16 protein-coding genes are annotated in these 12,909 nt (G+C 35.1%); 6 read left to right on the top strand and 10 right to left on the bottom strand.

Annotation, left to right across the window (positions count from 1 at the left end; all coding sequences use genetic code 11):
- Positions 1 to 4 precede the first annotated feature (4 nt).
- From BWZ20_RS12985 to BWZ20_RS12970, 4 genes are all read right to left on the bottom strand, one after another.
- Positions 5 to 1,318, bottom strand: a complete 1,314-nt coding sequence (locus BWZ20_RS12985; protein WP_076620553.1) for an ABC transporter permease — start codon at positions 1,316 to 1,318, stop codon at positions 5 to 7.
- A 2-nt stretch (positions 1,319 to 1,320) separates the two neighbouring features.
- Positions 1,321 to 2,247 carry an ABC transporter ATP-binding protein gene (locus tag BWZ20_RS12980; protein ID WP_076620551.1) on the bottom strand — a complete coding sequence of 309 codons (927 nt, stop codon included), beginning with the start codon at positions 2,245 to 2,247 and terminating at the stop codon, positions 1,321 to 1,323.
- Positions 2,248 to 2,510: 263 nt separating this feature from the next.
- Positions 2,511 to 3,626, bottom strand: coding sequence for a molecular chaperone DnaJ (gene dnaJ / locus BWZ20_RS12975; protein ID WP_076620549.1), 1,116 nt, complete (start codon positions 3,624 to 3,626; stop codon positions 2,511 to 2,513).
- Between the two features lie 98 nt (positions 3,627 to 3,724).
- On the bottom strand, positions 3,725 to 4,273 hold the full coding sequence (locus BWZ20_RS12970; RefSeq protein WP_076620548.1) for a nucleotide exchange factor GrpE: 549 nt from the start codon (positions 4,271 to 4,273) through the stop codon (positions 3,725 to 3,727).
- A 172-nt stretch (positions 4,274 to 4,445) separates the two neighbouring features.
- Between BWZ20_RS12970 and BWZ20_RS12965 the strand changes: the two genes are divergently transcribed.
- Positions 4,446 to 5,099 carry a YceI family protein gene (locus BWZ20_RS12965; protein ID WP_076620547.1) on the top strand — a complete coding sequence of 218 codons (654 nt, stop codon included), beginning with the start codon at positions 4,446 to 4,448 and terminating at the stop codon, positions 5,097 to 5,099.
- A 252-nt stretch (positions 5,100 to 5,351) separates the two neighbouring features.
- Here BWZ20_RS12965 and BWZ20_RS12960 read toward each other — a convergent pair whose 3' ends face one another.
- Positions 5,352 to 5,861, bottom strand: a complete 510-nt coding sequence (locus tag BWZ20_RS12960) for a fasciclin domain-containing protein (protein ID WP_076620546.1) — start codon at positions 5,859 to 5,861, stop codon at positions 5,352 to 5,354.
- A 125-nt stretch (positions 5,862 to 5,986) separates the two neighbouring features.
- Between BWZ20_RS12960 and BWZ20_RS12955 the strand changes: the two genes are divergently transcribed.
- Both BWZ20_RS12955 and BWZ20_RS12950 read left to right on the top strand, forming a co-directional pair.
- On the top strand, positions 5,987 to 6,541 hold the full coding sequence (locus BWZ20_RS12955) for an RNA polymerase sigma factor (RefSeq protein WP_076621359.1): 555 nt from the start codon (positions 5,987 to 5,989) through the stop codon (positions 6,539 to 6,541).
- Positions 6,541 to 7,317, top strand: coding sequence for an anti-sigma factor (locus BWZ20_RS12950; protein ID WP_083677223.1), 777 nt, complete (start codon positions 6,541 to 6,543; stop codon positions 7,315 to 7,317). Before BWZ20_RS12955 ends, BWZ20_RS12950 begins: the two co-directional genes overlap by 1 nt.
- Positions 7,318 to 7,396: 79 nt before the next feature.
- Here BWZ20_RS12950 and BWZ20_RS12945 read toward each other — a convergent pair whose 3' ends face one another.
- The 4 genes from BWZ20_RS12945 to BWZ20_RS12930 form a co-directional block, all read right to left on the bottom strand.
- Positions 7,397 to 8,302 carry a TIGR01777 family oxidoreductase gene (locus BWZ20_RS12945; protein WP_076620544.1) on the bottom strand — a complete coding sequence of 302 codons (906 nt, stop codon included), beginning with the start codon at positions 8,300 to 8,302 and terminating at the stop codon, positions 7,397 to 7,399.
- A gap of 352 nt (positions 8,303 to 8,654) precedes the next feature.
- Positions 8,655 to 9,353: a tRNA (5-methylaminomethyl-2-thiouridine)(34)-methyltransferase MnmD gene (gene mnmD, locus BWZ20_RS12940; protein ID WP_076620543.1), complete on the bottom strand. Its 699-nt coding sequence runs from the start codon at positions 9,351 to 9,353 to the stop codon at positions 8,655 to 8,657.
- The gene (locus tag BWZ20_RS12935) at positions 9,354 to 9,809 is read right to left on the bottom strand and encodes a hypothetical protein (protein ID WP_076620542.1); all 456 of its coding nucleotides are present in this window, start codon (positions 9,807 to 9,809) and stop codon (positions 9,354 to 9,356) included.
- Complete coding sequence (locus BWZ20_RS12930; RefSeq protein ID WP_076620541.1) at positions 9,787 to 10,290, bottom strand: DUF4920 domain-containing protein; 504 nt, start codon at positions 10,288 to 10,290, stop codon at positions 9,787 to 9,789. The genes BWZ20_RS12935 and BWZ20_RS12930 overlap by 23 nt, the downstream gene beginning before the upstream one ends.
- Before the next feature lie 119 nt (positions 10,291 to 10,409).
- On the opposite strand from BWZ20_RS12930, the gene BWZ20_RS12925 reads away from it, so the two are divergent.
- Positions 10,410 to 11,480 carry a branched-chain amino acid aminotransferase gene (locus tag BWZ20_RS12925; RefSeq protein WP_076620540.1) on the top strand — a complete coding sequence of 357 codons (1,071 nt, stop codon included), beginning with the start codon at positions 10,410 to 10,412 and terminating at the stop codon, positions 11,478 to 11,480.
- A gap of 29 nt (positions 11,481 to 11,509) precedes the next feature.
- Here the strand turns inward: BWZ20_RS12925 and BWZ20_RS12920 are convergent, their stop codons facing one another.
- Positions 11,510 to 11,896 (bottom strand): nucleoside triphosphate pyrophosphohydrolase family protein, encoded by a 387-nt coding sequence (locus tag BWZ20_RS12920; RefSeq protein WP_076620538.1) that lies wholly within the window; start codon positions 11,894 to 11,896, stop codon positions 11,510 to 11,512.
- Between the two features lie 110 nt (positions 11,897 to 12,006).
- On the opposite strand from BWZ20_RS12920, the gene BWZ20_RS12915 reads away from it, so the two are divergent.
- Positions 12,007 to 12,192: a hypothetical protein gene (locus tag BWZ20_RS12915; RefSeq protein WP_076620536.1), complete on the top strand. Its 186-nt coding sequence runs from the start codon at positions 12,007 to 12,009 to the stop codon at positions 12,190 to 12,192.
- Positions 12,193 to 12,342: 150 nt separating this feature from the next.
- Complete coding sequence (locus BWZ20_RS12910) at positions 12,343 to 12,897, top strand: hypothetical protein (protein WP_076620534.1); 555 nt, start codon at positions 12,343 to 12,345, stop codon at positions 12,895 to 12,897.
- Positions 12,898 to 12,909: the final 12 nt, after the last annotated feature.

Genomic DNA, 12,909 nt, shown 5'->3' with positions numbered 1-12,909 from the left:
TACTTTAGTATTTCAACCATTTAAACAGTTCTTTATACGTTGGTTTTTTGCCGTACATTAAAATACCGACACGGTAAATTTTAGCAGCAAACCAAACCGCTAACATAAATGTACTTACAAGTAGCAACAATGACAAACCTTGTTGCCAAAGCGGTACACCAAATGGAATACGCATTAGCATTACCACAGGAGATGTAAAAGGAATAAACGAGAATACTGTTGACACTGTGCCATGAGGATCTTCAATAACCGTAAATACACCAACATACACAGCCAAAATTAAAGGCATTAATATTGGTAGCATAAACTGTTGCGTGTCCGTTTCGTTATCTACTGCAGCACCAATTGCAGCATAAAGTGAACTGTATAATAAATAACCGCCAATAAAAAAGAATATAAAGGCAATGACTAAATTAACTAGTGGTAAATTACCTATGGCATTAATGAGATTTTCAGCCATTGCTTGTGCTCCTTCTGCTTCGATAGCCTGATTCATTAACTCTTGCTGTGGAGAAGAAGCTTGGGCTACATCTATTCCAAAAATTGTCGAAACTACAACCATTAGAACGCCACCCAAAATTACCCAAATAGCAAACTGCGTTACTCCCGCCAATGAGGTTCCAATTATTTTTCCCATCATTAATTGAATTGGTTTTACTGAAGAAATAATAACCTCAATGATTCTGCTGGTTTTTTCTTCAATAACACTACGCATAATCATGTTGCCATAAATGATAATGAACATGAATAATAAATATCCTGCAACACCACCAAAAGCTAGTTTTATAATATTATCTAATTTAGAACTCTTCTGTCCATCAAAACTTTCTTGGGCAATGTCTATATTTGTTTTGGCCGATTCAATTTGAGCAAGTGTAACACCATCGTTCTGAAGTTTCATATCGCGCAGATGCCGTTCTATCTTACTTTCTATACTTGATATTAATGTTAACGACGGTGTCTCTTCCGAATAAAATTTAATATTTCCTGTAACCTCTCCCAAAGCATCTACTTTAGATACATGTAACAATCCGTAACCCTCAGTTTCCTTAACCAAAGTAATTGCATCATCTAAACTAAAATCCGTAAGACTATTGTATGTCGTATTTTCTGTATTCTGAAAAACGTCCTCTAAAAAACCCGATTCATCCAATACTGTAATGGTACGTTTTTTATCGTTGTTTAATTGCGATAAATAAGCCACTACAGCAATAAGTGCAATCATAATCAACGGACTTAAAAACGTCATAATAATAAAGGACTTATTTTTTACCTTGGTTAGGTATTCGCGTTTTATAATAAGTAGTAAGTGATTCATTATTAGTTATTTTGTACGGTTTGAATAAAAATATCATTTGCTGATGGAATCACTTCTACAAAGTGATGTACTTCTGCCTTTGAAGCTAAAAATGATAATAAATCGTTTGAGGACGTTGACGCACCAATTTTAACATTGAGCTTTATATCGTCATTCAAATTCTTAAAGGTTGCTGGCAACACTTCAAACTTATTTTTTATATCTGCAATAACCGCTTCACTATTGTTTGATTGTAGACCGACTTCGAAAGTATTTGTTTTAAACTGACGTTTAATATCGTTGAGCTTACCATCTAAAATTTTATTCGATTTGTGAATGAGCGCAATATGATCACAGAGTTCCTCAACAGATTCCATGCGATGTGTTGAAAAAATAACAGTTGCTCCTTCGTCTCTTAACTGAAGGATTTCATCTTTTATTAGGTTGGCATTTATAGGATCGAATCCTGAAAAAGGTTCATCAAAAATCAAAAGCTTTGGTCTGTGCAAAACCGTAACTACAAATTGTATTTTTTGTGCTTGGCCTTTACTTAATTCTTGGATTTTTTTGTTCCACCAATCTCCAATTTCTAACTTATCAAACCAGTATTTTAGGCGGTTTTTGGCTTCGGACTTAGACATGCCTTTTAACTGCGCTAAGTATAAAGCTTGCTCTCCAACTTTCATGGATTTGTACAATCCACGCTCTTCTGGCAGATAACCAATATCCCTTATGTGCTCTGGCTTTAAAGGCTGTCCATCTAATTGCACTTCACCTTCATCTGGCATTGTTATTTGGTTAATAATACGAATTAGAGTGGTTTTTCCGGCTCCGTTAGGGCCAAGCAATCCAAAAATACTGCCTTTAGGAACAGCGATTGAGACTTCATTTAGTGCTTTAAAATTTCCGAAGCTTTTAGATACGGAATCAGCAACTAATAAATCGTTCATATGAGTAGCGGTTTTATACAAAGGTTAAGTTGTAAATATATTAAATGTAATGTGTTTTTCTTTATTTGAATTTTACTTATTCTATATTTTTAGTTATTGTACATAAAGAAAAATGAAATTAGGTTTAGGTTTGTGTAAAAAAACAAAACCCACCCTTATGGTTAGATAAGGATGGGAAAAAATTGCTATGAAAAAGAAAAATTACCGCTAATTAGCATTAGCGATAGTTCAAAGATAGTATTTTTTATTAAACAACTGGGTTTTTAAGAAAACATATCTTTAACCTTTTCAAAAAAAGATTTGTCTGAGCTTTCTGGTTTTGGCTCAAAATGCTCGTCATCTCTCATATTTTCGAAGAATTCTTTCTGTTTTTTATTTAAAGTCTTTGGTGTCCAAACATTTACGTGTACTAGTAAATCTCCTTTACCATAGCCATTAATGCTCGGTATGCCTTTGCCTCTAAGTCTTAATATTTTTCCAGATTGCACACCAGCTTCAATCTTAATTCTTACTTTACCTGTAACCGTGTCAATTTCTTTAGAAGTACCTAGAACCGCATCTGGCAAACTTACATACATGTCGTAGTGTAAGTTGTCACCTTCACGTTTTAATGTTGGATGATCTTCTTCAGAGATTACCACCAATAAATCTCCTGCAATGCCATTTCCTGGTGCATCGTTACCTTTTCCGGTTACTTTAAGTTGCATGCCATCAACAACACCTGCAGGTATTTTTACAGAAACGGTTTCTTCTAATACTTTTAGGCCTTGAGCATCTGCATCCGAAGGTTTTTTATCTATAATCTGACCTGCGCCACCACAAGTTTGGCAAGTTGTGGCTGTTTGCATTCTACCCAAAATGGTATTCGTAACTCGGGTTACCTGACCTGATCCATTACATGTAGCACAAGTTTTATAGGTTGTACCAGACGCCTGAACTTTTCGTTTTACTTTTATTTTCTTATCAACACCATTAGCTACTTCTTCTAAGGATAGCTTTACACGTATTCTAAGGTTACTCCCTTTTACTACACGCTGTCTACCGCCTCCACCGAAGCCACTAAATCCGCCTCCGCCAAAAGCACCGCCAAAAATATCACCAAATTGGCTAAAGATGTCATCCATATTCATGCCACCTCCACCAAAGCCACCTCCACCTTCAAAGGCTTGATGACCAAATTGGTCGTAACGTGCTTTTTTGTCTGGATTACTTAAAACCTCGTAAGCTTCGGCTGCTTTCTTAAATTTTTCCTCAGCCTCTTTATCATCTGGATTTTTATCAGGATGATACTTTAAAGCCATCTTACGATAGGCCTTTTTTATCTCTGCGTCAGAAGCACCTTTACTTACTCCTAATATGTCGTAATAATCTTCTTTCATGTGTATTGCCCAAAAAATTGGGTGTCTTTTATTGTTCTCGATACAACTTTTCGCCCCTCAAAATTAATCGAACTGACGAACCGTTAATACTTTATCTACTAAGCCTGTCCGATAACCACTTTTGGGAATCGAATAACTTTGTCACCAAGCTTATAACCACGCTCTACAACATCGATGATTTTACCTTTTAAATCATCGCTTGGAGCTGGTATCTGAGTTACCGCTTCATGATCGTCTGCATTGAAGGCGTCACCTTTGTTAACTTCAATTTTAGATAAGCCTTTTTGCTCTAAGGTATTTAATAATTTGTTATAAATTAAAAGTACGCCTTTGCGCAACTCTTCGGCTTCTTTATCTTCTTCAATATGCATTAAGGCACGCTCAAAATCGTCTAAAACTGGTAACATAGATAACATTACACCTTCACTAGCCGTCTTAAATAATTCTACACGCTCTTTGTTGGTTCTTTTCTTGTAATTTTCGAACTCAGCAAACAAACGCATAAATTTATCTTTCTCAGCTGCTAGTTGGTTTTGTAATTGTTCTTCAGCAGTTTTTTCTTCCTTTTGCTCTTGTTCTGCAGTTGCTGTTACAGTATCGTCTATTTGTGGCTCTTCAACCTCTTTATTTTTATCTTTTTTACTCATCGTGAGTTTGTTTTATTTTGAATCTGAATTTTTAAATCTACGATTTAGGGTTGCAAAAGTACTGCCATTATTATAATAATGTCAAAATGTCATTAACATTTTTTTATAATACTAGCAGCAGCTATATCCTTAACTTTGCTTTTGAACAAACAAATTCTTAAAAAACACTAACATGAAAACAACATTTTTAAAAATTACCGCTTTAGTAGCATTTGTAGCCTTCTCTAGCTGTAAAGACAAAGCTGAAGAAGCAGAAACAAAAGCCGCTGAAGAAGCTGCTGTGGCAGAAGCTACTGCTGTAACTTACAGAGCAGATGCTGATAACTCTACTATTATGTGGAAAGGTTTTAAACCTACAGGATCGCACGAAGGAACAATTAATATAAAAGAAGGTACTGTTGCCGTAAACGATGGTGCTGTAGAAAGTGGAAACTTTATTATAGACATGGCAACTATCGCTGTAACGGATATTCCTAAAGATGATGAAGACAATGCAAACTTGCAAGGCCACCTATCTGGCCCTGATTTCTTTGATGCAAAAAGTTTTCCGACTGCAAAGTTTGAAGTTACTGGTTTAGAAGAGAAAGATGGCAAAACTATGTTATCTGGTAACTTAACGATGAAAGGTGAAACAAATAACATTAGTTTCCCAGTTAAAACATCTATTGATGGTGACAAGATGACTTTAAGAAGTGAGACTTTTACTATTGACCGTTCTAAGTGGAACGTAAAGTATGGTTCTAAATCGTTTTTTGATGACTTAGGTGATAAGTTTATCAATGATGACATAGAGTTGACTGTAAATCTTGTAGCCAATAAGGCTTAAGGTTAAGAAACGTCTGTTCAAGTGAATTTTAACATACGAGACTTCTCGATACAATTGCTCATCCTTCGCAATCACTCGAAGTGACATATAAACTATTATAACATACAAAAAGCACTTACGTTTCCGTAAGTGCTTTTCTTCTCCATAGCAATCTTATCTCTAAAATTGCCTCGCTATTAATCAACCATCATCAACCAAAATAATGATTAATAACGTTGTAGTAATGCGCTAACTATTAACACTAAAACCATATTACGGCATTACTACAGTATCAATGACGTGTATTACACCATTGCTACCTTTTACATCTGTCGCAGTAATCTCACTATAATTACCATTTTGGTCTTTCAACCAGATTTTCCCATCTTTTTGCATTACAGTTAAGATCTCTCCTGCTAATGTCTTTACCTCCACTGACCCGTTGCCTTTCTTTAGAGCAGCTACAACATCACTAGCCATTAATTTCCCTGGTACAACATGGTAGGTTAAAATCTTAGTTAAAGTCTCTTTGTTTTCTGGTTTTAATAAGTTGCCTAAAGTTTCTTTGTCGATTTTTGCAAAAGCATCATTGGTTGGTGCAAATACGGTGAAAGGACCATCGCCTTGTAAGGCTTCAACTAATTCTGCTGCTTTTAAAGCTGTAACTAAAGTTGAAAAATTCTCATTGCCAACGGCTGCGTCTACAATGGTTTCTTGCGCTATAGTCTTTTGTGAGAATGTTAAGGCTACAGTTGTCATTAAAACAAATACTAACTTTTTCATGTTTTTTTAAATTTTTGGTTAAACTATTGCACTTATTTCGTTTTTGAAGTGCTTTCGTTTATATTTACACAGGCTTGATACTACTGGATGAGCAAGCTTTTATTTTTGGGAAATCTTTAACATTAATGCAGAACGATAACTTTCTTATTCAACAACTCAAAGACAAGGATGAGCTTGCGTTATCGTTACTCTACGACAAATATGCTGGCGCTATATACAGTGTTATTGTAAAAATGGTACGCGACGAAGGCAAAGCCCAAAATTTACTCCAAGATACTTTTATGACCGTTTGGGATAAAGCCGAAAGCTACGATGCTAGCAAAGGCCGTTTTTATACTTGGATATTTAGAATAGCCAGGAACAAAACGTTAAATTTTCTCAGAAAAGTAGAACCACTCATCCAAACCGATGATTTTAGTGTATATGATAATAAAGAAGAAGCTATTAGTATAGACGCTAAGTATTTAGAACTTAATGGTGCTATAACCACGTTAGAGCAACACCATAAAGAAGCTATAGAGCTGGTATATTTTAAAGGCTTAACGCATAAGGAAGCACACCAGCAAATGAATGTGCCACTTGGCACGTTTAAATCTTATGTGCGCCAAGCTTTAAAGCAATTACGAAAAGCCTATACCAAAACCCTAAGTGTACTTTTACTAATACTAAATGCGCTGTGATGATGGATAAGAAAACGATATTAGATAACGGACTATTAGAGCAATACCTGCTTGGTGAACTCAATGCGCAAGAGTACGAACAGATTGAGCAAGTTTTAGCATCTGATACCGAACTAAAAACATATTGTGATGCTATAGAAAAAGACTTTGAAACCCTTGGTTTAGAAAATGCCATTGAGCCACCAAAAGGCATTAAATACCAATTAATACAAGATATTAGAGAAGCCAAAGACACTAAAAACAATAAGAGTAACACTAATCTTAAATATTATTTAGGTATTGCAGCCAGTATAGCGGCATTATTAATGTTTGGAAACTTTTGGATGTATAACGAGTTAAACGAGATAAAAGACCTGTTACAAACGGTTGAAACCGAAAAAACCGAATTAAACGATAAGCTCAACAACCTCAACAACCAAATAGATAAGGAAATTGCGCTCCTTAGTACCATAGCACATCCTGATACTGAACAGTACGTATTAACAGGCAACACCTTAATGCCAGATGGTAAAGTGGTAAGCTACGTAAACCATAGCACTAAATCTGTGGTAATTAACACAGAGCGCTTACCAAAATTAGATGCTAAACACGACTACCAAATGTGGGCAGACGTAGAAGGCGAAATGATAAACATGGGAGTGATTACCAAAGACCAAAACCTTATGGCAATGAACTATATAGACTATGCCGAATCCCTAAACATTACCATTGAACCTGCTGGTGGTAATGATCACCCAACCGTTGAGCGGTTGGTGACTAATGTGTATTTAGATTAATATATTATTGTTTTAGAATCTATCTAGACATTACTCAATTCAAGAGTAATATGAGCGATGGTTTTCCTTTAGCTAAATCTCAAACCAACAAATCCTCTAAAGCTGGTCTGAGATTAGCATACGTAAAATTAAACCCTTTGTTTTCTATTTTTTGTGAGCTAACGCGTTGGCTTTCAAATAAGAGAATATGCATTTCACCAAGTGCTAATTTCATTGCAAATTTTGGAATATTTGGTAATATTAAAGGACGTTGCAATACGCTTGCTGCTGCTTTAGTGAGTTCTTTATTGGTTACGGCATTGGGTGCTACACCATTGTAAATGCCTTCTAATTGGTTTTGCAATACGTACATAAAAATACTGGCAAGGTCTTGTACGTGTATCCAGCTTTGCCATTGTTTGCCATCTCCAAAAGCAGCACCAGCACCAAACTTAATGGGTTTTACAATTTCTGGTAAAGCACCACCATCTTTGGCTAATACCAAACCTATTCGGATTTTTGCAAGTTTACAACCTAAAGTTTTAAACCCATCTACAGCCGCTTCCCACTGCTCTACCACGTCGCCTAAAAACGTGTCAGAGATTTGTGTGGCATCTTCCTCATAATAGTTGGTTAAACTTGTTGGGTAAATACCAATGGCACTTGCAGAAACCACGTAATCTATCTGGTAATTATGTGCTTTTATGGAGTCTTGCAGTAACTGTGCTGTTTTAGTACGGCTTTCTAGGATTTCTTTTTTGTAGCTGTCTGTCCATCGTTTAGAGATACTCGCTCCTACCAAATTGATAATTGCAGATACACCTTTAAAACAGTTGTGGTCTATCTCATTGGTACTAGGATTCCAATAAAAGCCTTTGTAGTTTGTCTGAGTAGTTAACTTGGATTTTGAAGTTGTTAAAAAATGAACAGAAATGTCTTGGGCGTGACATTGTTTTACAATCTCTTGCCCTATTAATCCTGTTGCTCCTGTTATTAAGACTGTCATTACTTATTCTTTTTCTTTAGCTTTTTTATTTAAAGCAAAGATACAACATGCATTAAGGCTGCAAGGAGACTTTAATTTGGATTTAACGTTTGGTGTGCTCAATGTCAGTTCGAGTAAATTTTAGATGCGAGAGCAGATAAAATTTACACTTCGACAAGCTCAGTAGAACTATCGAGAACATTCTCAGTTTACAAGACTTCTCGATACAATTGTTCATGCTTCACAATCACTCGAAGTGACATTAAGTTCCATTTAGCTCTCTGCGTTCGCTGAATGTTACTAATAAACATTTGGCTCGTTGCACTTCGCCGAATGCTAAAAGCTCTTTTTCAAAAAAATCATTTGACTCAATTTACTTCATCCAATGCTTACGCGCTCGTAACATTTCCCTCTTACCAGGTGGACCAGGAAGTCGCTCAACTGTAAAACCAACTGCTTGCATAGCACGTCTTACGCTTCCTTTGGCCGAATAAGTAACCAAAACACCATTGTCTTTTAAGGCTTTATACATAATCTTAAAGATGTCTTCCGTCCAAAGTTCTGGTTGTACGCGTGCACCAAAGGCATCAAAATAAATGATGTCGAACCTGTTTTCATCAGTGATATCCTTGAAGAATTTTTCTTGCTTTTCGAGCTTGAAAGTTAGACTTATATTGTGTTGCTCTTCCCAAGGAATCGTATGCATTTTTTCAAATTCAGTTTCATGCTGTTTAGAAATTAATTCAACATAATTCAGTTGTTGGATTTCTTCATTTTTTACAGGATAGGCTTCAGCTCCAACATAGTTTATGGATTGCTGAAGTTCTTCAGCTTTTAAAAAGGTTAGAAAGGCATTGAGACCTGTACCAAAGCCTATTTCTAAAATGTTGATTGGGTGAGATTCTGAATCAAGTTCAGGATTACAAGATTGAAAATAAAAAAGCAAACCATGTTTTATAAACACATGGTTTGCTTCTTGTATAGCACCATGAATGGAATGGTATTGCTCATTCCAATCTTCTATCTGAATGGTTTTAGAACCATCTGACGTGGTTATTATTTTTCGCTTCAATTACTGAATTAAAAGTTTTCTAATCTTTGGAATTGGTCCTGTACATTCGGTTTTATGACACGCCAAACAATTATTAATAGCTGTATTATAACGCTCCTTTAATTCAATATTAGACAAGGTATCTACAACCATTTGCTGGGCGGTTATAAAACCATCTACCTTACTATTCCAAACTGCTGTTCTTCCATGACCATTACTCATTTCTGCGGAATGGAGTTTCATAAGATCTAAAGGCATAGAGACAGGTGTTTCACCGTTGATAATCTGCTGTTTTATTTGCAAATTATAGGCATACATACCATTCATAAGATTTGCCATCTCAGACGGCTGATACATAATTAACTCTGGCTTTTCCTTTTTCTCAGCAGGTTTTGGCTCAGTTTCATTCTTACAATTAAAACATAAGAGCAACACTACTGCAAAAGCAAGAATCTTATTGTTTAAGAAGAACTCCATCAGCTAAGAACTTGTATTCGAATTTAGGGTCAGTGATGGCAGCAATTTCCTCTTCAGATTTACCTGCATCTTCTGCGTAGTGTCTTAATTCGTCTACAGAAGTTTCTTCAACAAAGGCTTTTCCGTTTACAACAACTTCACCTTCAGCATTTAAAGGCATAAAGAAACCGTAATCTTTAAAACGTACCATAACTTCTTTGTCGTTACCCATGTCTAAAGTCATCCAACAGCCTTTTTTAGAGCACACTTCGTTGATTTTTCCTGTCATTTTAGCATTGATGGTATCACCTGCTTTTAAGCCTTTATAATGTTCCATCATACGATCTGATGATAACGCATCTGCATCATTTATTTCCATTCCGAAAGAGGCATAAGCGATCTCTTCTTTTATGTCTTCCTCCTTGTTTTCAGTGACTTCTTTATTGTTTTTACAAGACACAATGGCTAAGCCCATTGCTAAGATTATAACTAATTTTTTCATTATTAATTTGTTTAATATTGATTACGATAGAACTACAAAATTACGAATTTTAAGATAATATTACCTTTTATTAACCACAATCATTTTGTACTTTTGCACAAATTTAAAACACCTCTTAAATGGTAGAAACTAACCCTAACGAAATCGTTGTAGTAAAGTCAGAAAATTCTAAAATCAGTAGTGTTGATTTTGATAATTTAACATTTGGACGTGTATTTACAGATCACATGTTTGTTTGCGATTTTGAAGATGGTCAATGGCAAACTCCAAAGATTATGCCTTACCAACCAATGACGATAGAACCTTCTGCTCGTGTGTTTCATTATGGGCAAGCCGTTTTTGAAGGTATGAAAGCTTATAAAGATGAAGATGGTAAAATATTTTTGTTTAGACCTGATCAAAATTTCCATAGAATAAATAAATCTGCTTCCAGACTCGCTATACCTGAATTTCCAGAAAATTACTTCTTTAACGGTTTAGAAACCTTATTGAAAATGGAAAGCGACTGGATAAAACCAGGATTAGGCAACTCATTATATGTTAGACCTTTTGTCATTGCTACTGAGCCAGCTATTTCGGCTTCACCCGCAGCAACGTATCGTTTTATGATTATTTGTTCGCCAGCAAAGGCTTATTACAACAAACCTGTTCGGGTTTTGTTTGCTGAAAAATATAGTAGATCCGCAGATGGTGGTGTAGGATTTGCAAAAGCAGCCGGTAACTATGCTGCTCAATTCTACCCAACTGGTTTGGCTCAGAAAAAAGGGTTTGATCAAATTATTTGGACTGATGCTTCTACTCATAAGTATTTAGAAGAAGCTGGTACGATGAATATATTCTTTAGAGTTGGTGATAAATTGATTACAGCACCTACTAGTGACAGAATTTTGGATGGTGTAACGAGAAAAAGCGTCATACAACTTGCTGAGGATTTAGGCATTGAATGTGAAGTAAGACCTGTAAGTGTTGAGGAAATTAAAGAAGCCGCTGTAAATGGAAGCCTAAAAGAAATATTTGGTGCTGGTACTGCGGCAGTTATAAGTCCTGTTTCTGCATTTGAGCATGCTGAGGATATTTTTGAAATTCCACAGTTAGAAGATTCATATGCTGCGCTATTTAAAAAGACACTCACAAGCATTCAACATAATTTATCGGAAGATAAACATGATTGGAAACACGAAGTAAAATAATTAAAAAAGCAGCCGATTGGCTGCTTTTTTTACGACTCCAAAATCTCTTTAATATTTGGTTTAAAGTAATTAGGTCCCTTAAGAACTTTACCATCTTCTCTATAAATTGGCTCTCCATCCTCACCTAGTTTACTCATGTTACTACGTTGAATTTCTTCAAAAACTTCTTCTATCTTATACTGTAGTCCATGCTCTATAATTGTACCACAAAGAATATAAAGCATATCGCCTAGCGCATCTGCAACTTCTACCAAATCATTATCATTAGCAGCTTCGAGATATTCTTCGTTTTCTTCGCGCATAAGCTTATAGCGCAGCATGTTCTTTTCTATTCCTAAATCAGCTTTCGGTGTTTCTCTGTGTCCTATTTTAAAAGCGGTATGAAATGCTTTTACGGCATTAATTTTATCTTGCATAATGTTAGTTAAAAACCAAGGTTAATATTTTTTCGTAAATAATGTTTAGAGGATGTCTTTTTTTAGTGATTTCGCTCTAATTTTAATTATTTTTGCATAAAAATACGCTAATGTTTACTACAGGTCAACTGATTTTTGGGATATTATTTTTTATAGCTTTTGTTATTGCTGTAGCTTACCAATATCGTAAAGATTTAAAAATCCATAAAGCCTATTACAAAGGCACTGTTTGGATTCTTATTGCATTTATTGGGTTTATTGGCATGATTGCTGCTGTGAAGTTTCTATTAACATAACCACGTTTTTTGGGTCGTACGACCTGACTTTCTTATTATTTGATATTTATTTTATAACTTATTGACAGAAATATACCTGTTAATGGGTATGTTTTGGTGTCTTCCTGCGCTGCATCTTTGTATTGAAATTAACCGTAAAATGCCAAAATTATGAATATCAAATTTATTAAATTCAGTTTAGTAGCTTTCTTATTAATTTTACAATTTAATTGTGACGAATTAACATCTAAAAGCAACAACCAAGATCAAAACAAAGAGAGTTGTGAGGCAGAGCTACAAGAAATCGAAGGCCATCTAGATACACCTTTTAGTTTCAATGAAAGGATTCCGCCGATGTTTGAATTTTGTAAAGATAGTGCCGCTATAACAAGTAAAAATAAATACAACACAATTACTGGCATAGCTCATTTTAGTGTTCCAATACCTAAAGGCTCTAATTTAAATTTTATAAAAAAAGATGTAGATACTTTAAAATATGTATGTAACGGTCACGGAAAAATAGTTTATGGAGAGAACGACCTAATTCTTGAGCATAAAACAGTTGCTAATTTACCTAGAAAAGAAGGACAAGATATTTACGTTTCTGTAAATTTTAAAAATTTTAAAGAAAATGGATGCGATAATATAGATATTCTACAAGAAAAAAAGAAAAAGTCTAAGGTAGAAGGTGAACCTTTTAGATCAATGCACAAAAGAGAGCAGTAATTGAAGCCACTC

Source organism: Winogradskyella sp. J14-2, assembly GCF_001971725.1.
Lineage (GTDB): Bacteria > Bacteroidota > Bacteroidia > Flavobacteriales > Flavobacteriaceae > Winogradskyella.
This window is presented reverse-complemented; position numbering and strand designations above follow the sequence as displayed.